Origin of the sequence: Kitasatospora dryopteridis, assembly GCF_050749075.1 — a bacterium.
GTDB lineage: Bacteria > Actinomycetota > Actinomycetes > Streptomycetales > Streptomycetaceae > Kitasatospora.
On the sequence record NZ_CP192749.1, the window covers coordinates 6743250 to 6762135 of the forward strand.

Annotated in this window: 22 protein-coding genes and 1 riboswitch; of the genes, 14 read left to right on the forward strand and 8 right to left on the reverse strand. The window is 73.4% G+C overall.

Annotated elements, in window-relative coordinates; translation table 11 throughout:
* The first annotated feature begins 26 nt into the window (after positions 1-26).
* A complete protein-coding gene (locus tag ACQ614_RS30455) occupies positions 27-848 on the forward strand; it encodes an AAA family ATPase (RefSeq protein ID WP_431682101.1) in 822 nt (273 codons plus the stop codon).
* A 280-nt stretch (positions 849-1128) separates the two neighbouring features.
* On the forward strand, positions 1129-1935 hold the full coding sequence (locus ACQ614_RS30460; protein ID WP_431682102.1) for an Fpg/Nei family DNA glycosylase: 807 nt from the start codon (positions 1129-1131) through the stop codon (positions 1933-1935).
* Between the two features lie 57 nt (positions 1936-1992).
* Here the strand turns inward: ACQ614_RS30460 and ACQ614_RS30465 are convergent, their stop codons facing one another.
* Together ACQ614_RS30465 and ACQ614_RS30470 are read right to left on the reverse strand one after the other, a co-directional pair.
* The gene (locus tag ACQ614_RS30465; RefSeq protein ID WP_431682104.1) at positions 1993-3039 is read right to left on the reverse strand and encodes a phosphatidylinositol-specific phospholipase C domain-containing protein; all 1047 of its coding nucleotides are present in this window, start codon (positions 3037-3039) and stop codon (positions 1993-1995) included.
* Positions 3040-3231: 192 nt separating this feature from the next.
* Positions 3232-3594: an ArsR/SmtB family transcription factor gene (locus ACQ614_RS30470; protein WP_431682107.1), complete on the reverse strand. Its 363-nt coding sequence runs from the start codon at positions 3592-3594 to the stop codon at positions 3232-3234.
* A gap of 82 nt (positions 3595-3676) precedes the next feature.
* A riboswitch (cobalamin riboswitch) is annotated at positions 3677-3885 on the forward strand.
* Between the two features lie 32 nt (positions 3886-3917).
* On the opposite strand from ACQ614_RS30470, the gene ACQ614_RS30475 reads away from it, so the two are divergent.
* Positions 3918-5033, forward strand: a complete 1116-nt coding sequence (locus ACQ614_RS30475) for a HoxN/HupN/NixA family nickel/cobalt transporter (protein WP_431682109.1) — start codon at positions 3918-3920, stop codon at positions 5031-5033.
* Between the two features lie 41 nt (positions 5034-5074).
* Here ACQ614_RS30475 and ACQ614_RS30480 read toward each other — a convergent pair whose 3' ends face one another.
* Positions 5075-5923, reverse strand: a complete 849-nt coding sequence (locus tag ACQ614_RS30480) for an EamA family transporter (protein ID WP_431684065.1) — start codon at positions 5921-5923, stop codon at positions 5075-5077.
* A 95-nt stretch (positions 5924-6018) separates the two neighbouring features.
* Between ACQ614_RS30480 and ACQ614_RS30485 the strand changes: the two genes are divergently transcribed.
* Entirely contained in the window at positions 6019-6594 is a 576-nt protein-coding gene (locus tag ACQ614_RS30485; protein WP_431682111.1) for an XRE family transcriptional regulator, read from the forward strand.
* A gap of 62 nt (positions 6595-6656) precedes the next feature.
* On the opposite strand, the gene ACQ614_RS30490 is transcribed toward ACQ614_RS30485, so the two are convergent.
* Both ACQ614_RS30490 and rpmG read right to left on the reverse strand, forming a co-directional pair.
* Positions 6657-6902 (reverse strand): type B 50S ribosomal protein L31, encoded by a 246-nt coding sequence (locus ACQ614_RS30490; RefSeq protein WP_431682112.1) that lies wholly within the window; start codon positions 6900-6902, stop codon positions 6657-6659.
* A gap of 61 nt (positions 6903-6963) precedes the next feature.
* Entirely contained in the window at positions 6964-7128 is a 165-nt protein-coding gene (gene rpmG / locus ACQ614_RS30495) for a 50S ribosomal protein L33 (protein ID WP_431682114.1), read from the reverse strand.
* 264 nt (positions 7129-7392) lie between these two features.
* On the opposite strand from rpmG, the gene ACQ614_RS30500 reads away from it, so the two are divergent.
* The 4 genes from ACQ614_RS30500 (at position 7393) to ACQ614_RS30515 (ending at position 10516) form a co-directional block, all read left to right on the forward strand.
* Entirely contained in the window at positions 7393-8499 is a 1107-nt protein-coding gene (locus ACQ614_RS30500; RefSeq protein WP_363492558.1) for an aminopeptidase P family protein, read from the forward strand.
* 65 nt (positions 8500-8564) lie between these two features.
* Positions 8565-9128: an elongation factor P gene (gene efp, locus ACQ614_RS30505; RefSeq protein ID WP_363492559.1), complete on the forward strand. Its 564-nt coding sequence runs from the start codon at positions 8565-8567 to the stop codon at positions 9126-9128.
* A 2-nt stretch (positions 9129-9130) separates the two neighbouring features.
* The gene (gene nusB / locus ACQ614_RS30510) at positions 9131-9571 is read left to right on the forward strand and encodes a transcription antitermination factor NusB (RefSeq protein ID WP_431682116.1); all 441 of its coding nucleotides are present in this window, start codon (positions 9131-9133) and stop codon (positions 9569-9571) included.
* 120 nt (positions 9572-9691) lie between these two features.
* Entirely contained in the window at positions 9692-10516 is an 825-nt protein-coding gene (locus ACQ614_RS30515) for a thioesterase family protein (RefSeq protein WP_431682119.1), read from the forward strand.
* A gap of 205 nt (positions 10517-10721) precedes the next feature.
* On the opposite strand, the gene ACQ614_RS30520 is transcribed toward ACQ614_RS30515, so the two are convergent.
* Both ACQ614_RS30520 and ACQ614_RS30525 read right to left on the reverse strand, forming a co-directional pair.
* Entirely contained in the window at positions 10722-11225 is a 504-nt protein-coding gene (locus ACQ614_RS30520; RefSeq protein ID WP_431682120.1) for a hypothetical protein, read from the reverse strand.
* Positions 11222-12169, reverse strand: a complete 948-nt coding sequence (locus ACQ614_RS30525; RefSeq protein WP_431682122.1) for a class I SAM-dependent methyltransferase — start codon at positions 12167-12169, stop codon at positions 11222-11224. The genes ACQ614_RS30520 and ACQ614_RS30525 overlap by 4 nt, the downstream gene beginning before the upstream one ends.
* Before the next feature lie 258 nt (positions 12170-12427).
* Here ACQ614_RS30525 and ACQ614_RS30530 point away from each other — a divergent pair, with 258 nt between their 5' ends.
* Positions 12428-13288, forward strand: coding sequence for a hypothetical protein (locus ACQ614_RS30530; protein WP_431682123.1), 861 nt, complete (start codon positions 12428-12430; stop codon positions 13286-13288).
* 104 nt (positions 13289-13392) lie between these two features.
* Here the strand turns inward: ACQ614_RS30530 and bldD are convergent, their stop codons facing one another.
* Positions 13393-13896: a transcriptional regulator BldD gene (gene bldD, locus ACQ614_RS30535; protein ID WP_014134541.1), complete on the reverse strand. Its 504-nt coding sequence runs from the start codon at positions 13894-13896 to the stop codon at positions 13393-13395.
* 360 nt (positions 13897-14256) lie between these two features.
* On the opposite strand from bldD, the gene pyrR reads away from it, so the two are divergent.
* The 5 genes from pyrR to carA are packed head-to-tail and all read left to right on the forward strand — an operon-like array spanning position 14257 to position 18884.
* Positions 14257-14871 carry a bifunctional pyr operon transcriptional regulator/uracil phosphoribosyltransferase PyrR gene (gene pyrR, locus ACQ614_RS30540; RefSeq protein ID WP_431682125.1) on the forward strand — a complete coding sequence of 205 codons (615 nt, stop codon included), beginning with the start codon at positions 14257-14259 and terminating at the stop codon, positions 14869-14871.
* A gap of 5 nt (positions 14872-14876) precedes the next feature.
* The gene (locus ACQ614_RS30545) at positions 14877-15854 is read left to right on the forward strand and encodes an aspartate carbamoyltransferase catalytic subunit (RefSeq protein WP_431682127.1); all 978 of its coding nucleotides are present in this window, start codon (positions 14877-14879) and stop codon (positions 15852-15854) included.
* The gene (locus tag ACQ614_RS30550; RefSeq protein ID WP_431682128.1) at positions 15851-17155 is read left to right on the forward strand and encodes a dihydroorotase; all 1305 of its coding nucleotides are present in this window, start codon (positions 15851-15853) and stop codon (positions 17153-17155) included. Before ACQ614_RS30545 ends, ACQ614_RS30550 begins: the two co-directional genes overlap by 4 nt.
* The gene (locus ACQ614_RS30555; protein WP_431682131.1) at positions 17152-17712 is read left to right on the forward strand and encodes a hypothetical protein; all 561 of its coding nucleotides are present in this window, start codon (positions 17152-17154) and stop codon (positions 17710-17712) included. Before ACQ614_RS30550 ends, ACQ614_RS30555 begins: the two co-directional genes overlap by 4 nt.
* Positions 17709-18884, forward strand: a complete 1176-nt coding sequence (gene carA, locus ACQ614_RS30560; RefSeq protein ID WP_431682133.1) for a glutamine-hydrolyzing carbamoyl-phosphate synthase small subunit — start codon at positions 17709-17711, stop codon at positions 18882-18884. The genes ACQ614_RS30555 and carA overlap by 4 nt, the downstream gene beginning before the upstream one ends.
* The last annotated feature ends 2 nt before the right edge of the window (positions 18885-18886 follow it).

Sequence of the window (18886 nt, forward strand, 5' to 3'; positions counted from 1 at the left end):
TGTCGCAGTACGCAGGGGGAGGACCGATGCCTCCGCGACCCGTCGCGCCGCCGTACCCGGCCAGGCCAGGAGGGGCGCAGCCACCGTATCCGGCCAGGCCCGGCACGCAGCCGCCGTACCCGCAGCCGCCCGCCCGGCAGCCGCAGCCCGCCGCGCCGCCCCCGGCCCCGATGCCCGCGGCGCCCGCACCCGCGGCGCCCGCGATGAGCGTGCCGCCCGGCGCCACCGGACACTTCGTCCTCCCGGCCGGCGCACCCGTCCAGCTCCCCGCGCACCCGCCGCAGCACCAGCTGCCGACCGGCCCGATAGCCGTGCTGCTGATCGGCCCGGCCGGTGCCGGCAAGACCACCGTCGCCCGGCACTGGGCCGAGCGGCAGCCGATGCCCACCGCCCACATCAGCCTGGACGACGTCCGCGAGTGGGTGCAGTCCGGCTTCGCCAACCCGCAGTCCGGCTGGAACAACGCCTCCGAGGCCCAGTACCGCCTCGCCCGGCGGACCTGCGGCTTCGCCTGCCGCAACTACCTCGCCAACGGCATCTCCTGCATCATCGACGACGCCGTCTTCCCCGACCGGCCGGCCATCGGCCTCGGCGGCTGGAAGCGCCACATCGGCCCCGGCATGATCCCGGTCGTCCTGCTCCCCGGCCTCGACTCGGTGCTCGCCCGCAACGCCCGCCGCAGCGGCAACCGCCGGCTGAGCGACGAGGAGGTCGCCCGCATCCACGGCCGGATGGCCGGCTGGCGCACCTCGGGCCTGCCCATCATCGACAACTCCCAGCTGGACGTCGCCGCCACCGCCGCCGCCCTCGACCGCGCCATCATGTCCCGCCTGGCCGGCCGCCCGTGACCGCCCCGCCCGACACCGACGGCGTGGTGTGATCCCGCCTCCGACCAGACGTGTAGGGCCGCGGGGAACTGCGCAATACGGATGTGGTGATCACGACGGCGTGGGCCAGGCCGTGATCCGTACGGTGGCCCGCGTCCGGATTGTGCAGTTCTCCCCCGGCCTCCGGCCGGGAGGTGCCTCCCCGCGCCCCTGGATCGACCGCCCGGGCGGGCGGTCGGGGTGTCACAGGGGGCTGGGATGATGGAGGGGCCGCAACGGACCAGACGAGGAGCTGACGCCCGTGCCCGAGGGCCACATCATCCACCGCCTAGCCCGAGAGAACCACCGAGCCTTTGCCGACCGGCCCGTACGCGTGAGCAGCCCGCAGGGGCGCTTCGCCGAGGGCGCCGCCCTGCTCGACGGCCGCACCCTGGACGAGACCGAGGCCCACGGCAAGCACCTGTTCCTCGGCTTCGGGGACGACTGGCTGCACATCCACCTGGGCCTCTACGGCAACTTCGCCTTCGGCACCGGCGAGGTGCCCGCGCCGGTCGGCGAGGTCCGGCTGCGGATGGCGAACGACGAGGGATGGGCCGACCTCCGCGGCCCCAACACCTGCGAACTCCTGGGCCCCGGCGAGAAGAAGGCCGTCCACAACCGGCTCGGCCCCGACCCGCTGCGCCCCGATGCGGACCCGGAGGCCGCCTGGCGCCGGATGGCCCGCAGTTCGACGACGGTCGCCGCCCTGCTGATGGACCAGAAGGTGCTGGCCGGGGTCGGCAACGTCTACCGCGCCGAGGTGCTGTTCCGGCTGGGCATCAGCCCGCACCGGGCCGGCAAGGACGTCACCCGTGCCGAGTGGGACGCGATCTGGGCGGACCTGGTCGCCCTGATGCACGAGGGCGTCGGCGCAGGGCGGATCGACACCGTGCGGCCCGAGCACACCCCGGAGGCCATGGGCCGCCCGCCGCGGGTGGACGACCACGGCGGCGAGGTGTACGTCTACCGCCGCACCGGCATGCCCTGCCTGGTCTGCGAGACGCCGGTGCGCACCGAGTCCCTGGTGTCCCGCAACCTCTTCTGGTGCCCCGGCTGCCAGCAGCGCTGACGGGCGGGCACCCGCGCCCTGCCCTGCCGTAGCGGCAGGGCAGGGCGCGACGGGCCGTCAGCCGCGCGGCAGCACGGTGGACTGCACCTCGGGCAGCTTCCGCCAGTCGCTGGAGACGATGCTGGCGTGGGCGGCGGCGAGCTGGGAGACCCGGGCCCGGGCCTGGTCGGCGGTCGGGTCGGTGCCGCTGATGGCGGGGGCGACGTTGTGGGCGTCGGTCATCACCAGCAGGTAGTGGCGGCTGTCGTACCAGGCGGTGTCGATGCCGCCGACGTACGCCGAGGCGTCGCCGTCGAACACCACGAACCAGGGCCGGATGTTCGTCTCGCCGTACTTGCCGCGCGGGTCGCCCGAGGCGGCGCCGTGCACCACCGGGAAGACCTGGGCCTGGCCGATCTTCCCGGCCGCGGCCAGGTCGCGCAGGTGGCGGGCGTACTCGACGTCGGTGTGCAGGGTGTCGAAGGGGTTGCCCTCCTCGAAGGTGCCGGGGATGACGTCCACCAGCACCCGGCCGGCCAGTGCGGCGCGGGTCGGCCAGTTGCCGGCCCGGGCGGCCTCGTCGAGGGTGGCGTACGAGCCGCCGCCGGGCCTGGCGAGCAGGTCGGCGGGGCGGAAGGCGGTGCTGCCCAGGTGGGCGGCTATCAGGCTGTCGAGCTGCACCGGGCCCATGCCGCGGTTGGCGGCGAAGCCGCCCTTGAGTTCGAGCTTGACCACCAGCGGGCCGCTGCCGGGGTGGGCGCCGAGCCAGACCCGGATGTCGTCGAGGCAGTGCTCGAGGTTCTTGTTGGTGCCGCCGCTGTAGAGCTGGGCGGGGTTGCTCGCGGCGGTGCAGTTGTTGGCGTTGCCGAGCGGGTTGGAGTGGCTGACCTTCCACTCCTTGGTGACGGTGTCCGTCCAGACGTCCAGCTCGATCATTCCGGTGCCGGTGTCCAGGCTCTGCGCGAGGAACGGGAACGCGGCCGGGTCGTAGGTGTTGTGGAGGCCGACGGTGGTGGCCGAGCCGAAGGGCAGGCCGCCGCCGGCGGCGGCGCCGGACTGGTGCGCGGGGATCAGGGCGGCGGCTGCGGCCAGCAGTCCCACGGCGAACGTACGGCGAAGCTTCACGGTGTCTCCTCGTCAGGAGCCTGGGAACGGCGGCCCGGACGGGCCGCCTCCGGAAGCATGGGCCACCGGAGCTGCTTCAAGGTGACATGACAAGAAAACTTGGCCGAAGCCGATCCCCCGTCATACTGCGTGCGGCGCAGCCGATCTCACTCCGGACGGCCCCCGGCCGGGCGGCTCCGACCCGGGCGGCCCTCACTCCGGACGGCCGAGCACGCCGTGCTCCAGCACCTCCGCGACCGCCGGGTCGGTGAGCCGGTACCGCACCACGCGGCCGTCCCGCTCGCCCGCGACCACGCCCGCGGCGCGCAGCAGCCGCAGCGCCTGGGAGACCGCCGGGTCGCGCATGCCGGCCGCGACGGCGAGGTCGGTCACGGCGAGCGGCCCCGTGGTGTGCAGGGCGAGCAGCAGCGACAGCCGTCCGGGGTCGGCGAGCAGGGCGAAGCGGTCGGCCCAGGTACGGACACGGGCGGTGTCGCCGATCGCCGCGATGGCCTCGCAGACCCGGTGCCCGTCGATGGTGCGGTGGTCGGTGCGGTCGGCGGGGACGAGGTGCATGGCGGCATTCTTGCAGGCCGTCCGACCGTGATCTCAGACACCTGCGCAGGTCTGCAGGCTTGCAGCTGTCGGTCCGTCACCCCTACGGTGGAGCAGCCGTGGTGTTCGGGAAGACCGGTGGAGGACCCTCGCGGGTCCGAGTCCGGAGCGGCCCTCGCCACTGTGAACGGGGAGTCAATCCGTACCCCTTTGCGGGTCACTGGGCGCAGCAGCGCGCCTGGGAAGGCCGGGTACGGGCACCGTCGGAACCTCCCCGTGAGCCAGGAGACCGGCCACGGCATCTCACGACGTCATTCCACGAGGTGCTGGAGCGTGATCCGCAGATGACCCTGCCCGCAACCGGTACGGCCGCGCCGCCGACCGCCCCCGGACCGCCGGCCTTCCGCTGGCGGCGGGAGGACACCCTGCGCACCGCCGGCCTGATGGCGGTCATCCTCGCGATGCACGTCGCGGCCTTCGGCACGCTCTTCCTGCTGGTCGTGCCGGAGAAGTACGAGGTGGGCACCCAGGTCTTCGGCGCGGGCCTCGGCATCACCGCCTACACCCTCGGCATGCGGCACGCCTTCGACGCCGACCACATCGCGGTGATCGACAACACCACCCGCAAGCTGATGGCCGACGGCCGGCGCCCGGTCTCGGTGGGCTTCTGGTTCGCCCTCGGGCACTCCTCGATGGTGGTGCTGATGGCCGCCCTGGTGGCGGGCGGCGCGCAGCTGGCCGGGGTGCTGATGGACGACGGGTCGGCGACGCACCAGGTGCTCGGCACGATCGGCACCACCGCCTCCGGCGCCTTCCTCTATCTGATCGCCGCGCTGAACCTGGTCGCGCTGCTCGGCATCCTCCGGGTGTTCCGGGCGATGCGCGCCGGCTCGTACGACGAGGCGGAGCTGGAGCGGCAGCTGGACTCCCGCGGCCTGATGAACCGCATCCTCGGCCGGGCCACCCGCTCGATCTCCCGGCCCGGCCAGATGTTCCCGGTCGGCATGGTGCTGGGCCTCGGCTTCGACACCGCCACCGAGGTGACCCTGATGGTGATGGCGGGCTCGGGTGCTGCGGCGGGCCTGCCCTGGTACGCGATCGTCTGCCTGCCGCTGCTGTTCGCCGCGGGCATGAGCCTGTTCGACACGCTGGACGGCACGTTCATGAACTTCGCCTACCAGTGGGCGTTCTCCAACCCGGTGCGGAAGGTCTTCTACAACCTGGCCATCACCGGGCTGTCGATCGCGGTGGCGTTCGTCATCGGCACGATCGAGCTGGTGGCGGTACTGCACGACAAGCTCGGCCTGGCCGACCCGGTGACGGGGTGGGTCGCCGGGCTGAGCCTGGACAACGTGGGCTTCGTCATCGTCGGCCTGTTCGTGGTGGTCTGGGCGGTGGCGATCGGCTACTGGCGGATCGCCGGGGTGGAGAAGCGGTGGGCGCCGGAGCGGCAGGCCTGAGCGGCGCGGGCCGCCGGCCCGGTGCGCGGGCGGACGGTGCGTCAGCCCGCCGCCAGCAGCAGCGTGCCGGCCACCGCGAGGCCGGCGCCGACCACCTGCACCCGCTGCAGCCGCTCCTTGAGCAGCCCGCGGGCCATCAGCGCCGTGACCACCGGGTAGAGCGAGGCCAGCACGGCGGCCACCGCCACGGGCCCGCTGTTGGAGGCGACGGCGAAGGTCGCATTGGCGGCCACGTCGGCCACGCCCACGGCGGTCAGTACGGGCAGGTGCCGCAGGACGGCCCCGGGCCCGGCCGGCCAGCGCCCGCGGCCCCGGGCCAGCAGCAGGGCGCCGCCCACCGCGATGTTGCACAGCCGCTGCACGCACAGGGCGAGCAGCAGGCCGCCGCCGGCCGAGGCGTGGGCGATCAGCGCCATCACCGCGCCGAAGCCGAAGGCCGCGCCGAGCGTCAGCACCAGCACCCTGGCGCCGACCGCGCCGCCGCCGCGCTGCGGGCCGCCGGCCAGGGCCACCCCGAGGACGGCGACGGCGATCCCGGCGGCCTGGGCGGGGCCCGGCCGTTCGCCGAGCGCCAGGCCGACGCCGACCGGCACCGCGACGCCCACCGTGGCCAGCGGCGAGACGACGCCCATGGGCCCGAGGGCGAGCGCCCGGTAGAAGGCGAGCATGGCGAACGGCCCGATCGCGCCGGCGGCGACGGCGGACCACAGGCCGGCCGTGAACGGGCCGGGGCCGCCGGTCGCCAGGACGGCCGCCACGAGCAGCGCCGCCGCGGTGACCTGCGAGGCGAGCACCACGGTCAGCGCCGGCATCCGCCGGGTCAGCGCGCCGCCGCCGTAGTCGGCCACGCCCCACAGCAGGCTGGCGGAGAGAGCGAGGAGCTGGGACAGCACAGTGGACTCCGGAGTACGGTCAATTGGACTCGTCGTGTCCCGGAAGAGTAGATCAGCAAAGTGATCCAGACGAATCAATATATTGGACTGGTATGCCCGACCCCGATGTCATCACCCAGGCCCTGGCCCGCAACCTGAAGCGGCTGCGCTCCGACCGCGGTCACACCCTCGACGCCCTCGCCGCCCGCTCCGGGGTGAGTCGCGGCATGATCGTGCAGATCGAGCAGGGGCGGACCAACCCCAGCGTCGGCACGGTCGTCAGGCTCGCCGACGCCCTCGGCGTCTCGATCGCCCGGCTGCTCGACTACGACGAGACCTCCACCGTCCGGATCGTGCCCGACTCCGAGGCCGTCCAGCTGTGGGCCGGTGCCAACGGCGGCAGCGGCGTGCTGCTCAACGGCATCGAGGCGCCCGGCCCGCTGGAGCTCTGGGAGTGGCTGATCCTGCCGGGGGAGGGACACGGCTCCGACCCGCACCCGGCCGGCACCGTGGAGATCGCCCGGGTCGACGAGGGCGAGCTCACCCTCACCCTGGACGGCCGCGAGCACCGCGTCCCGGCCGGCTCGACCGCTTCCTACGAGGCCGCCACCGCGCACGGCTACCGCAACGACGGCGAGGTGCCCGTGCGGCTCACCCTCGTGGTGTCGGTGCCGCCGCCCCCGCGCTGACCGGCCCGCCCGCATGCGGCGGCGCCCCCTCCCGGCCGGGAGGGGGCGCCGTTTCCGTGCGGTCAGCCGCGGCCGTACCGGCGGCGGTACAGCTCGACGCGGCCTGCCTGGTCGAGCACGCGGGCCCGCCCGGTCCAGACGGGGTGGCTCGCCGAGGAGGTCTCGACGTCGAACACCGGGTACACGGTGCCGTCCTCCCACTCGACGGTCGACGCGGAGCCGAGCGTGGAGCGGGTGAGGAAGGACGTGCCGGCGGCCTTGTCGCGGAAGACGACCGGACGGTAGGCGGGGTGGATGCCGTGCTTCATGCGGCTGCTCCTTCGGAGGGTCGGACGGGATGTCGGGCGGGCGTGCGGTCGATGCGGGCGGTCAGCGCTCCTCGCGGAACGCGACGTGCCGCCCCACGACCGGGTCGTACTTGCGCAGCACCAGCCGGTCGGGGTCGTTGCGGCGGCTCTTGCGCGTCACGTAGGTGAAGCCGGTGCCGGCGGTCGACCTCAGCCGGACGACCGGGCGGAGTTCGCTGCGGGCCATCTGTCCTCCTCGCGGGCTCGGACCTCCGCTCCGGGCCCCCTCCGGAGCTTCTTCTGGGAACGGAAGTCGTTTTCATACGGCTCCAACGCAGCCCGGCGCCCGTCCATTCCCGCCGGAGCCGACCCGGGGCAGGACAGGGCCCCGACCCGCGCCCGGAGCTTCCGCGCGCCCTCCCCGGGCACTCTTCCGGCCCTTTTCGCGCAGCGGCGGGCCGCCTGCCCTGCTCGACGGGCGCGCGACGTCCGCAGTTCGTACGCTCGTGGCATGTCCGATGCGTACGAGGCCCGGCGGGAGCACCTGCGGGAGTACTGCAGTGCCTCGGGAGTGGACGCGGCCCTGATCACCCGCGCCGCCAACGTCCGCTACCTCACCGGCTGCCCACCCTGCGGTGCCAGCCTGCTGATCACCCGCGAGCGCTCCCTGCTCGCCCTGCCCGACGACCTGCCGCCCGACGAGAGCGGCGAGCACCTGCTCGGCCCCGACGTCGCCCAGCTGCTGGTGCCCGCCGACACCGACACCGCACTGGCCGCCGCCGAGGCCGCCGGCCGGCTCCGTGTCGCCGACCTGGCCGTAGAGGAGCACGACCTCACCGTCAAACGCCACCGCGCGGTGGCCGGCATCGCCGAGGGCGTCCGGCTCGCCGACCTCGGCACCGCGGTCGAGCGGATGCGCGTGGTCAAGGACGAGCACGAGATCGCCGACCTGCGGATCGCCGCCGAGATCGCCGACCAGGCGCTCAGCGAACTGCTCGAGTCCATCCTGGTCGGCCGCACCGAGCGCCACCTGGCGATGGAGCTGGAGCGCCGCATGATCGACCACGGTGCCGACCGGGCCGCCTTCCCGGTGTCCGTCGGCACCGGCAGCCACTCCGGCCTGGAGTCCCACCAGCCGACCGACCGCCGGGTCGAGGAGGGCGACTTCCTCACCGTGGTGCTCGGCGCCTGCTACCGCGGCTACGGCGTCTCCACCGCCCGCACCTTCGTCATCGGCGCGGCCCCCGCGCCCTGGCAGGTCGAGCTGCACCGCCTGGTCTTCCGCGCCCAGCGCGCCGGCCGCGAGGCCCTCGGCCCCGGAGTCTCGGAGTCCGTACCCGACCTGGCCGCCCGTGAGGTGCTGCAGGCCGCGGGCCACACCGAGAACCCGGCGCACCCGCTCGGACACGGCATCGGCCTGGAGATCCGGGAGGCGCCGCGCCTGGGACCCGCCGACATGGGTAAACTGGACAACCGCGTGCCGGTCACCGTCGGCCCGGGGGTTCACCTCCCGGGGCGGGGCGGAGTCCGGATCGAGGACACGCTCGTCGTGCGCCCCCTCGAGGAGGGCGGGCCCGAGCTGCTCACCATCACCACCAAGGAGCTCCTCGCGCTGTAGCCGCCCCGGCGGCACGGCCGCGCACCCTTGGTTCCTTGACAGCTATATCAGGAGTAAGTGCGCCCGTGGCTTCCACGAACGATCTCAAGAACGGCATGGTCCTCAAGCTGGACGGCGGCAAGCTCTGGTCCGTCGTCGAGTTCCAGCACGTCAAGCCCGGCAAGGGCCCGGCCTTCGTGCGCACCAAGCTGAAGGAGGTCCTCACCGGCAAGGTCGTCGAGAAGACCTTCAACGCCGGCATCAAGGTCGAGACCGCCAACGTCGACAAGCGCACCATGCAGTACTCGTACCGCGACGGCGACGCGTTCGTCTTCATGGACATGGACACCTACGACCAGGTCCCGGTCGACTCCGCCACCGTCGGTGACGCCGCCAAGTACCTGCTCGAGGGCTTCGAGGCCCTGGTCGCCCAGAACGAGGGCGTCCCGCTGTACGTCGAGCTCCCGGCCGCCGTCGAGCTCACCATCGCCGAGACCGAGCCGGGCGTCCAGGGCGACCGCTCCACCGGCGGCACCAAGCCGGCCACCCTGGAGACCGGCGCCGAGATCCAGGTCCCGCTCTTCGTCACCACCGGTGAGAAGGTCAAGGTCGACACCCGCGACGGCAGCTACCTCGGCCGGGTCAAGTAATCGTGTCCAACGCGCGCACCAAGGCCCGCACCCGGGCCTTCCAGATCCTCTTCGAGGCCGACCACCGGGGGGTCGCGCCCGAGCGCGTGCTCGCCGAGTGGGTGGGCCGGGCGCGGGAGGCCAAGCCGGGTGAGACCACCCCGCAGATCGGCGAGTACACCATGCAGCTGATCGAGGGGTACTCGGAGCACGCCCGCCGGATCGACGAGCTGATCGCCACCTACTCCGTGGGCTGGACGCTGGACCGGATGCCGATCGCGGACCGCAACGTGCTGCGGATCGGCGCCTACGAGCTGATCTGGGAGGACGGCGTCCCCGACGCGGTCGTCCTGGACGAGGCCGTGGAGATCGCCAAGGAGTACTCGACCGACGAGTCCCCGGCGTTCGTCAACGGCCTGCTCGCCCGGTTCATGGATCTCAAGCCGCAGATCCGCCGCGACTGAGCGACACCGCACCGACGCCGCGAGAGGCCGCCGTACCGATGGGTCCGGCGGCCTTCGCACGTTACCGACGGGGGCGTAGGCTACTCATCAGTAATGTCTTAGGCGAAGGGCGTACCACCCATGACCACGGCGACCCGCAGCGAGTTCGACCAGGGCATCGCGCTGACCCCGCACGCCACGGAACCCGGCACGTACGGGGCCGAGCTCGGCGAAGGCTGGCAGATCGGCGGCGGCGTCAACGGCGGCCTGCTGCTCGCCGTCGCAGGTCACGCCCTCTCCCTCTCCCACGGCGGGCACCCCGACCCGCTCTCCATCACCGGGCACTACCTCTCCGCCTCCCGCCCCGGCCCGGCCACCGTCCGCACCGAGACCGTCCGCCGCGGCCGCACGCTCACCACCGGCACCGCCGTCCTCGAACAGGACGGCGAGGAGCGGCTGCGCGTCCTCGCCACCTACGGCGACCTCGGTGCCCTCGACGGCGACGTCGCCACCAGCGCCAAGCCGCCGGTCATGCCGTTGCCCGACGAGTGCATCGGCGCCGAGCACGCCCCGCCGCAGTTCATCGAACAGGCCGCCCTGCTCCAGCGGTTCGACCTTCGGCTCGACCCGGCCACCGTCGGCTGGGCCCTCGGACAGCCCTCCTGCAACGGCCGCATCCAGGGCTGGTTCCGCCTCGCCGACGGTCGCCGCCCCGACCCGCTGCTGCTCCTCCTCGTCGCCGACGCCCTGCCCCCGGTCACCTTCGACCTGGGCCTCCCCGGCTGGGCCCCCACCATCGAACTCACCGTCCACCTCCGCGCCAAGCCCGCCCCCGGCTGGCTCCGCGTCTCGCACGCCACCCGCAACCTCGCCGGCGGCTACTTCGAGGAGGACTGCGAGATCTGGGACGAAGCCGGCCGCCTGGTGGCCCAGTCCCGCCAACTCGCCCGCGCCCCGCGACGTTGAGCCCCAGGGGGCGTGGAGAGCTGCGCAATGTGGGAGCGGCCGGCCGATCAGGTGCGGGACACTTGTGGCGGGCCTGTGCTGTCAGGTGGACCGCTCCCTGATGGCGCAGTTCCCCGCGCCCCTGGGTGGTTGGCTCTGCCTCTTGGGTTGCGCAGTTCCCTGCGTCCCTGAGTGGTCGGTCGCCGTCCCGGCGCCCCCGTCCGGGTCAGGTGGGGGCGGGGTACCAGCGGCGGTGGACCAGGGGTTCGACCAGGAGGAGGCCGAGGCCGGTGGTGGCCGTGACGGCTGCGCCTGCGGGGGAGTGCCAGCCGGCAGCGGCAACCGCTCCGACCACCACCAGCGGCCGCAGCATGGTCAACGGCCCCAGCCCGATCACCATCGCCAGGGTGCCGACCCGGAACGGCCCCAGCAGGTAGCACCCCAGCCCGGCGAACACCACCAGCGCGTACGGCACCACGACGAGCGCCGCCCGGTCGCCCGCCGCGACCAGTTCGCGGAACCGGGCGGTGCGGTCGTCGGCCGCGACCAGCACCGCACCGGCGACCAGCGCCGCCGCCGGCAGCAGCGGGACCCCCACCAGCAGCCCGCGCCGGGCCGCCCGGAGGTTCGCCCGCCGCTTGCGGATGCGCGCGTCGCGCCCGGCCGAGGCCCGGAATCCGGCGAATGCCGCGTCCAGTACGGCCAACAGCACCAGCAGCACCGCACTCATGCCGCACCCACCAGCCGGGCCGAACCCCGCGGCCCCAGCGCCGCACGGAACGGCGCCTCCAGCCCCGGCCGTATGCCGAGCACGGGCCGCAGTGTCGTGCAGAACGGATTGCCCCGCCCCCGCGGCTCGTACAACAGCGGTACCAGCGGCCCGGCGTGGGCCGCGGCCTGCAGCAACTCGGCGTCGCCGTGCGCCCGCCGCGCCGAGACCACGCCGTCGTGCCGTCCCAGCGGGTCCCGCATCCGGGCCCGGTGGAAGACCCAGGCACCGATCGGGGCAAGCGAGTTGGCGGCAATGTCGAAGTGGCAGAAGGCCGCCGTCCCCGGCCCCGCCTGTGCGGCGAAGAACGCCTCCAGCGCGGCGCCCCGGATGTGGTGGAGCAGGCCGGTCGAGACGTACACGGTGGCCGGCTCGGGCAGCCGGAAGGCGTCGCCGTGCACAAAGCGGCAGGGCAACTCCTCGTCCCGGGCCAGCCGTTCGGCCTCGGCGACCAGCGCGGCGTTGAGATCGACGCCGACCAGTTCGACGTCCGCACCGAGCCTGCCGTCGGCCGCCAGCCGACGGACCAGGTAACCCAGCCCGCAGCCGATGTCGACGACCTGCAGCGGGGCGGCATCCGCCCGCTCGGCCCGGACGGCGGCCAGCAGCGGCACGAGGAGGTCGGCGAGGCGATCGCCGATCCGCAACTCCTCGCTGAGGCGCTGCAGTTCGGTGTGCACGGCGACCAGTCGGCGGTCCACCGCCAGCGGGTCGAGCACGCCGTCGACCGCAGGCATCGCCGCGGCGATCCGGGCACCGCGGCGGTCGCCGGCGGCCAGCAGCTCGGCCACGACCTCGTCCCTGCGGACGGGCAGCCGCTCGGCCGTCACCGGGTCGCGGGCCACCACCAGGTCGGATATCTCCAGCAGCGGCACGGCGAACGGCTCCAGTCGGCGAAGAGGCAAGATCGGTGGGCGAACCTACTGCCGCCCCGCTCGCCTGCGCAATCCGGCAGGAGCCGACCCTCGGGGAAAACCCATCAGGGGCGCGTGGGGGCACCCGGGGTTGCCCCAATGCCCCGGGCGGTCGGCCCGCACTCGCGTTCGTTGCTTTCAGTTACAGGGCTGTGACACCCGGTGTGTGTGCGATCCGCGGGGGTGGGGAGGAAGAGCTGCGACGGACAGCCGTCGACGACCGACACGCCCCACCCCGCAGGAGCCACGATGCCCCGCAACCCCCGCACTCCCCGGCCCTCCCGCTGCGCCCACGCCCCCGCGGGCCGGCCGCACGGCGACGAGGCCTTCGTCACGGGCATCCTGACCTGCCGGGAGGACTTCGAGCGGGCCCGCGCCTGGCACCTCACCGACGCCGCGGACTTCGACAGCTACCTGCTGGACACCGCCGTGCTCCTCGCGGAGGCGCGCCGCACCTACGGCACCGTGCAGGCCCGGATGTTCCACCCCGACGACTTCGCCGATTTCTGCCTGCTGCACCGCCTGGACCCGGCGGAGCCGGCCTCGCGGGACAGGTACCTCGTCAATCCGCCGCTGCAGACGCAACTGCTGCCCTACCAGGGCGAGGAGCTGGTCGGCGACTTCGTGCCGCGGCTGGTCCGGGCCCGGGAGAGCGGGCTGACGCTGCGCCACATCGAGCTGCTGCTGGGCGACGGCGACGGCGGGCCAGAGACGGGCCAGCGGGTGCGGCAGTCGCACCAGCAGGCGTCGGAGCTGTTCCGGCGGATGCTGGTGGGGGCCGGGTTCGGCGCGTACCGGTTCCTGTGCGCGGTGGAGGCCCCTGGCGGGAGGCTGGAGGCGGAGGCCCGCATCCTGCACTGGGAGGACGGTGTGGTGCGGATCAACGACGAGGACCTGGACCTGGTCTGCGCCGTGCTCTGTGCCGGGCTGTACCGCGAACTGCCGGGGGCTGCGCTGCTGCACGGTTCGCAGGGGGCGGCGGGCGCCTGCGGCGAGTACCGGCAGGTGGCGTGGGCCTGGCAGAGCGAGGGGCACGGCTACGTGCCGGCGGCGGTCGAGCTGGACGAGGTGGCGGCCCGGCCGGGCTTCAGTCTGGGGACGGTGTGCTGACCGCGGTGCCGCGGGGGAGGCGCAGGGGCGCCGGACACGCCGCGGCGGAGCGTGCAGCCGGTGCCGCACGCCCCGCCGTGACGTTTCTGCAGAGGAGGAGGGGATCAGCCGGCGTCTTCCTCGCGGACGGCGCGGCGGGCGTCGGGGTTCAGCACGCCCCAGCTGATCAGCTGCTCGGTGAGGATGGAGGGCGACTGGTCGTAGATGACGGCCAGGGTGCGCAGGTCGTCCTGGCGGATCGACAGCACCTTGCCGTTGTAGTCGCCGCGCTGGCTCTGGATGGTGGCCGCGTAGCGCTGCAGCGGGCCGGCCTTCTCGGACGGGACCTGGGTCAGTCTCTCCAGGTCGAGGACCAGGCGCGGCGGCGGCTCGGCCGCACCGCCCGGGGTGCCGCCGGGCAGCAGCTCCTGGACCGGGACGCCGTAGAACTCGGCCAGCTCGGCGAGGCGCTGTACGGTCACGGCGCGGTCGCCGCGCTCGTACGAACCGACGACGACGGCCTTCCAGCGACCCTGGGACTTCTCCTCGACGCCGTGCAGGGAGAGACCCTGCTGAGTGCGGATGGCCCGGAGCTTCGCCCCGAGCTGCTTCGCGTAGTCGCTGGACATTGATCTCCCCGGACAATATTGCTTCGCGTGCAGTGACGAGCCACGAGAGCGCGGGTGGTGACCGCGGACCGTCCTCCGAACCGGTGGGTACGGCGCCGGTCCCGTAACTCACTGTGAGGTTACGTAGAGTGAGGTAGTCGCGTCAAGCCGAATGGGGCAGTCGTGCGAATAGCGCGCGACCGGCCCGTGAACCGGGCCCCGGTGGCCCGGTTGACCTGCGGTGACGCCAACCGGAACAGCACCTTCCCGGGGCGTGCGAACCGCACTGATAGCATGGGCGCGGCTCCGGTGCGCCGGACGCCAATCCCAGACATCCTTTAAGACCCGTCCCGTGAGGCGGGGAAGGAGGTCCGCTTCGGCATGACCACAGACAATCCCGCTGCTCCGCGTCCGCCGCACCAGGTGCTGGACGCGAGCGACGTCGCCCGGGTCGTCACCCGGATCGCCCACGAGATCGTGGAGCGCGCCAAGGGCGCCGACGACGTCGTGCTGCTCGGCATCCACACCCGCGGCGTCCACCTGGCCCGCCGGCTGCACGCCCGGCTCACCCAGATCACCGGCCGCGACATCCCGCTCGGCACCCTGGACATCACGATGTACCGGGACGACCTGCGGCTGAAGCCCGCCCGCGCCCTGGAGCACACCGAGATCCCGGCCGACGGCATCGACGGCAAGCTGGTCATCCTCGTCGACGACGTGCTCTTCTCCGGCCGCACCATCCGCGCCGCGCTCGACGCCCTCAGCGACATCGGCCGCCCGCGCGCCGTCCAGCTCGCCGTCCTGGTCGACCGCGGCCACCGCGAGCTGCCCATCCGCGCCGACTACGTGGGCAAGAACCTGCCCACCTCGCTGCGCGAGGCCGTCCAGGTCCAGCTCGCCGACGCCGACGGCCGGGACGCCGTCCTGGTCGGCGACCGCGACTTCTCGGCCCGGTCCACCCAGGCGCTCGCCGCCGAAACGCACCTCCCGGAGTGACCCGCGTGAAGCGCCACCTCGTCTCCACCGCCGACCTCGCCCGCGACGACGCCCTGCTGATCCTGGACACCGCGGAGGAGCTCGCGCAGCTCTCCGGGCGGGCCGTCAAGAAGCTGCCCACCCTGCGCGGCCGCACCGTCGTCAACCTCTTCTTCGAGGACTCCACCCGCACCAAGACCTCCTTCGAGGTCGCCGAGAAGCGGCTCTCCGCGGACGTCATCAACTTCTCCGCCAAGGGCTCCTCGGTCTCCAAGGGCGAGAGCCTCAAGGACACCGCGCTCACCCTGCAGGCCATGGGCGCCGACGCCGTCGTCATCCGGCACCACGCCTCCGGCGCGCCCGCCCGGCTCGCCCAGTCCGAGTGGCTGCACGGCAGCGTCATCAACGCCGGCGACGGCACCCACGAGCACCCCACCCAGGCCCTGCTCGACGCCTTCACCATGCGCCGCCACCTCAACCCGGGCCTCGGCCGGGACCTCGCCGGGCGCCGGGTCACCATCGTCGGCGACGTCCTGCACAGCCGGGTCGCCCGCTCCAACGTGCACCTGCTCACCACGCTCGGCGCCGAGGTCACCTTCGTCGCCCCGCCCACCCTGGTGCCGATCGGCATCGAGAACTGGCCCTGCCAGGTCAGCTACGACCTCGACGCGGTGCTGCCGAAGACCGACGCGCTGATGATGCTGCGCGTGCAGCGCGAGCGGATGAACGCCGCCTTCTTCCCCACCGAGCGCGAGTACTCCCGCCGCTACGGCATGGACGGCATCCGGATGGCGCAGCTGCCCGAGCACGCCATCGTGATGCACCCCGGCCCGATGGTCCGCGGCATGGAGATCACCGCCGAGGTCGCCGACTCGCCGCGCTGCACCGTGGTCGAGCAGGTCGCCAACGGCGTCTCCATCCGGATGGCCGTCCTCTACCTGCTGCTCGGCGGCGCGACCCTCGCCGACAGCCCCCGCACCGACTCCTCGGAGACCGCCCAGTGACCAGCTACCTGATCCGCAACGCCCAGATCCTCGGCGGCGCCCCCAAGGACATCCACATCGCCGACGGCGTCGTCGCGGCGATCGGCGAGGGCCTGACCGTCGAGGCGGACGTCGACATCGACGCCCACGGCCTGATCGCCCTGCCCGGCCTGGTCGACCTGCACACCCACCTGCGCGAGCCCGGCCGCGAGGACGCCGAGACCGTCCTCACCGGCACCCAGGCCGCCGCCAAGGGCGGCTACACCGCCGTCCACGCGATGGCCAACACCTTCCCGGTCGCCGACACCGCCGGCGTCGTCGAGCAGGTCTGGCGGCTCGGCCAGGAGTCCGGCTACTGCGACGTGCAGCCGGTCGGCGCCGTCACCGTCGGTCTGGAGGGCAAGAAGCTCGCCGAGCTCGGCGCGATGCACGACTCCGCGGCCGGCGTCCGGGTCTTCTCCGACGACGGCAAGTGCGTCGACGACGCGGTCATCATGCGCCGCGCCCTGGAGTACGTGAAGGCCTTCGACGGCGTCGTCGCCCAGCACGCCCAGGAGCCCCGCCTCACCGAGGGTGCCCAGATGAACGAGGGCCAGGTCTCCGGCGAGCTCGGGCTCGGCGGCTGGCCGGCCGTCGCCGAGGAGTCGATCATCGCCCGCGACGTGCTGCTCGCCGCGCACGTCGGCTCCCGCCTGCACGTCTGCCACGTCTCCACGGCCGGCTCGGTCGAGATCGTCCGCTGGGCCAAGTCCAAGGGCTGGAACGTCACCGCCGAGGTCACCCCGCACCACCTGCTCCTCACCGACGAGCTGGTGCGCACCTACGACCCGGTCTACAAGGTCAACCCGCCGCTGCGCACCGCCGCCGACGTGGAGGCGTTGCGCGCCGCGCTCGCCGACGGCACCATCGACGCGGTCGCCACCGACCACGCCCCGCACCCCGCGGAGGACAAGGACTGCGAGTGGGCGGTCGCCGCGATGGGCATGGTCGGCCTGGAGACGGCGCTGTCGGTCGTCCAGCAGACCATGGTCGACACCGGCCTGCTGAACTGGGAGGCCGTCGCCGACCGGATGTCGTACCGCCCGGCGCGGATCGGCCGTCTCACCGGCCAGGGCCGCCCGATCTCGGTGGGTGAGCCGGCGAACCTGGTGCTCTTCGATCCCGCGTACCGTGGTGCCGTGGATCCCGAGAGCTTCGCCACCCGCAGCCGAAACACCCCGTACCGCGGCCTCGACCTGCCCGGACGCGTGCACGCCACCTTCCTGCGCGGCAGGGCGACCGTGCTCGCCGGCGATCTGGCGGACCGGGACGGGCTGGCGTGACCGCCTTCGCCACCGAGCAGGCCAGGGTCACCAACTGGCCGGGCTACATCGGCTGGACGGTCGGTCTGCTGATCCTGATCGCGCTCGTCTACTGGCTGATGCGGCAGGGCTGGAACTGGCGGCGCACGCTGCAGTCCGACCTGCCCCCGCTGCCCGCGCCCCCCGACGACCCCGGGGCGCCGCTGCTGGAGGCGGCCGGGCGCTACCACGGGACCACCACCGCGGGTAACTGGCTGGACCGGGTCGTCGCGCACGGCCTGGGCAACCGCAGCCTGGCCGAGCTGACCCTCACCGGGCAGGGCCTGCTGGTCCGCCGCCCCGGCGACGCCGACCTGTGGATCCCCGCCGAGGCGCTCACCGGCGCCCGGCGCGACTCGGGGATCGCCGGCAAGGTCGTCCCCTCCGGGCTGCTGGTCGTCACCTGGGACCACCGGGGCACCGCCCTGGACTCCGGGTTCCGCGCCGACCACCCCGACGAGCACCCCGCCTGGGTCGAGGCGGTCGAGGCTCTGATCGAACGAACGAAGACGAAGAAGACGGAAGAGGCCGCCCCATGACCGCACCTGCCCCCACCACGCCTCGCACCAGGCGGGAGCGAGTGCCCGCCGTGCTCATCCTGGAGGACGGCCGGACGTTCCGCGGCCAGGCGTACGGCGCCGTCGGCGAGACCTTCGGCGAAGCGGTCTTCAACACCGGCATGTCCGGCTACCAGGAGACCCTGACCGACCCGTCGTACCACCGCCAGGTGGTCGTGATGACCGCCCCGCAGATCGGCAACACCGGCTGGAACGACGAGGACGACGAGTCCAAGCAGATCTGGGTCGCCGGGTACGTCGTCCGCGACCCCGCCCGGGTCGCCTCCAACTGGCGCTCCCGCCGCTCGCTGGACGAGGAGCTCGCCGACCAGGGCGTCGTCGGCATCAGCGGCATCGACACCCGCGCACTCACCCGCCACCTGCGCGAGCGCGGCGCGATGCGCGTCGGCATCTTCTCCGGCCCGGCCCTCGCCGACGAGCAGGCCCTGCTCGCCCGCGTGCTGGAGGCGCCCGAGATGAAGGGCGCCGACCTGTGCGCCGAGGTCGCCACCACCGAGCCCTACGTCGTCCCGGCGATCGGCGAGAAGAAGTTCACCGTCGCCGCCCTCGACCTCGGCATCAAGGCGATGACCCCGCAGCGGATGGCCGAGCGCGGCATCGAGGTGCACGTGCTGCCCGCGGGCGCCACCCTCGAGGACGTCTACGCGGTCGACCCCGACGGCGTCTTCTTCTCCAACGGCCCGGGCGACCCGGCCACCGCCGACCACCAGGTCGCCGTGGCCCGCGGCGTGCTCGAGCGGAAGACCCCGTTCTTCGGCATCTGCTTCGGCAACCAGATCCTCGGCCGCGCCCTGGGCTTCGGCACCTACAAGCTCAAGTACGGCCACCGCGGCATCAACCAGCCGGTGCAGGACCGCACCACCGGCAAGGTCGAGGTCACCGCGCACAACCACGGCTTCGCCGTGAACGCGCCGCTGGACAAGGTCAGCGAGACCCCGTTCGGCCGCGTCGAGGTCTCCCACGTCTGCCTCAACGACGACGTGGTCGAGGGCCTGCAGTGCCTGGACACGCCCGCCTTCTCGGTGCAGTACCACCCGGAGGCGGCGGCCGGCCCGCACGACGCCGCGTACCTCTTCGACCGCTTCGTTGACCTGATGGCCGGCGCCCCGGCCCGTACCACCGCAGGGAGCTGACC

Bases quoted from the DNA above. Each gene is read 5' to 3' on its own strand.
- ACQ614_RS30455 (WP_431682101.1), top strand. From the start codon at position 27: ATGCCTCCGCGACCCGTCGCGCCGCCGTACCCGGCCAGGCCAGGAGGG.
- ACQ614_RS30470 (WP_431682107.1), bottom strand. From the start codon at position 3,594: ATGCACCTCGTCCCCGCCGACCGCACCGACCACCGCACCATCGACGGG.
- ACQ614_RS30475 (WP_431682109.1), top strand. From the start codon at position 3,918: ATGACCCTGCCCGCAACCGGTACGGCCGCGCCGCCGACCGCCCCCGGA.
- ACQ614_RS30485 (WP_431682111.1), top strand. From the start codon at position 6,019: ATGCCCGACCCCGATGTCATCACCCAGGCCCTGGCCCGCAACCTGAAG.
- ACQ614_RS30490 (WP_431682112.1), bottom strand. From the start codon at position 6,902: ATGAAGCACGGCATCCACCCCGCCTACCGTCCGGTCGTCTTCCGCGAC.
- rpmG (WP_431682114.1), bottom strand. From the start codon at position 7,128: ATGGCCCGCAGCGAACTCCGCCCGGTCGTCCGGCTGAGGTCGACCGCC.
- ACQ614_RS30500 (WP_363492558.1), top strand. From the start codon at position 7,393: ATGTCCGATGCGTACGAGGCCCGGCGGGAGCACCTGCGGGAGTACTGC.
- ACQ614_RS30515 (WP_431682119.1), top strand. From the start codon at position 9,692: ATGACCACGGCGACCCGCAGCGAGTTCGACCAGGGCATCGCGCTGACC.
- ACQ614_RS30520 (WP_431682120.1), bottom strand. From the start codon at position 11,225: ATGAGTGCGGTGCTGCTGGTGCTGTTGGCCGTACTGGACGCGGCATTC.
- ACQ614_RS30530 (WP_431682123.1), top strand. From the start codon at position 12,428: ATGCCCCGCAACCCCCGCACTCCCCGGCCCTCCCGCTGCGCCCACGCC.
- bldD (WP_014134541.1), bottom strand. From the start codon at position 13,896: ATGTCCAGCGACTACGCGAAGCAGCTCGGGGCGAAGCTCCGGGCCATC.
- pyrR (WP_431682125.1), top strand. From the start codon at position 14,257: ATGACCACAGACAATCCCGCTGCTCCGCGTCCGCCGCACCAGGTGCTG.
- carA (WP_431682133.1), top strand. From the start codon at position 17,709: ATGACCGCACCTGCCCCCACCACGCCTCGCACCAGGCGGGAGCGAGTG.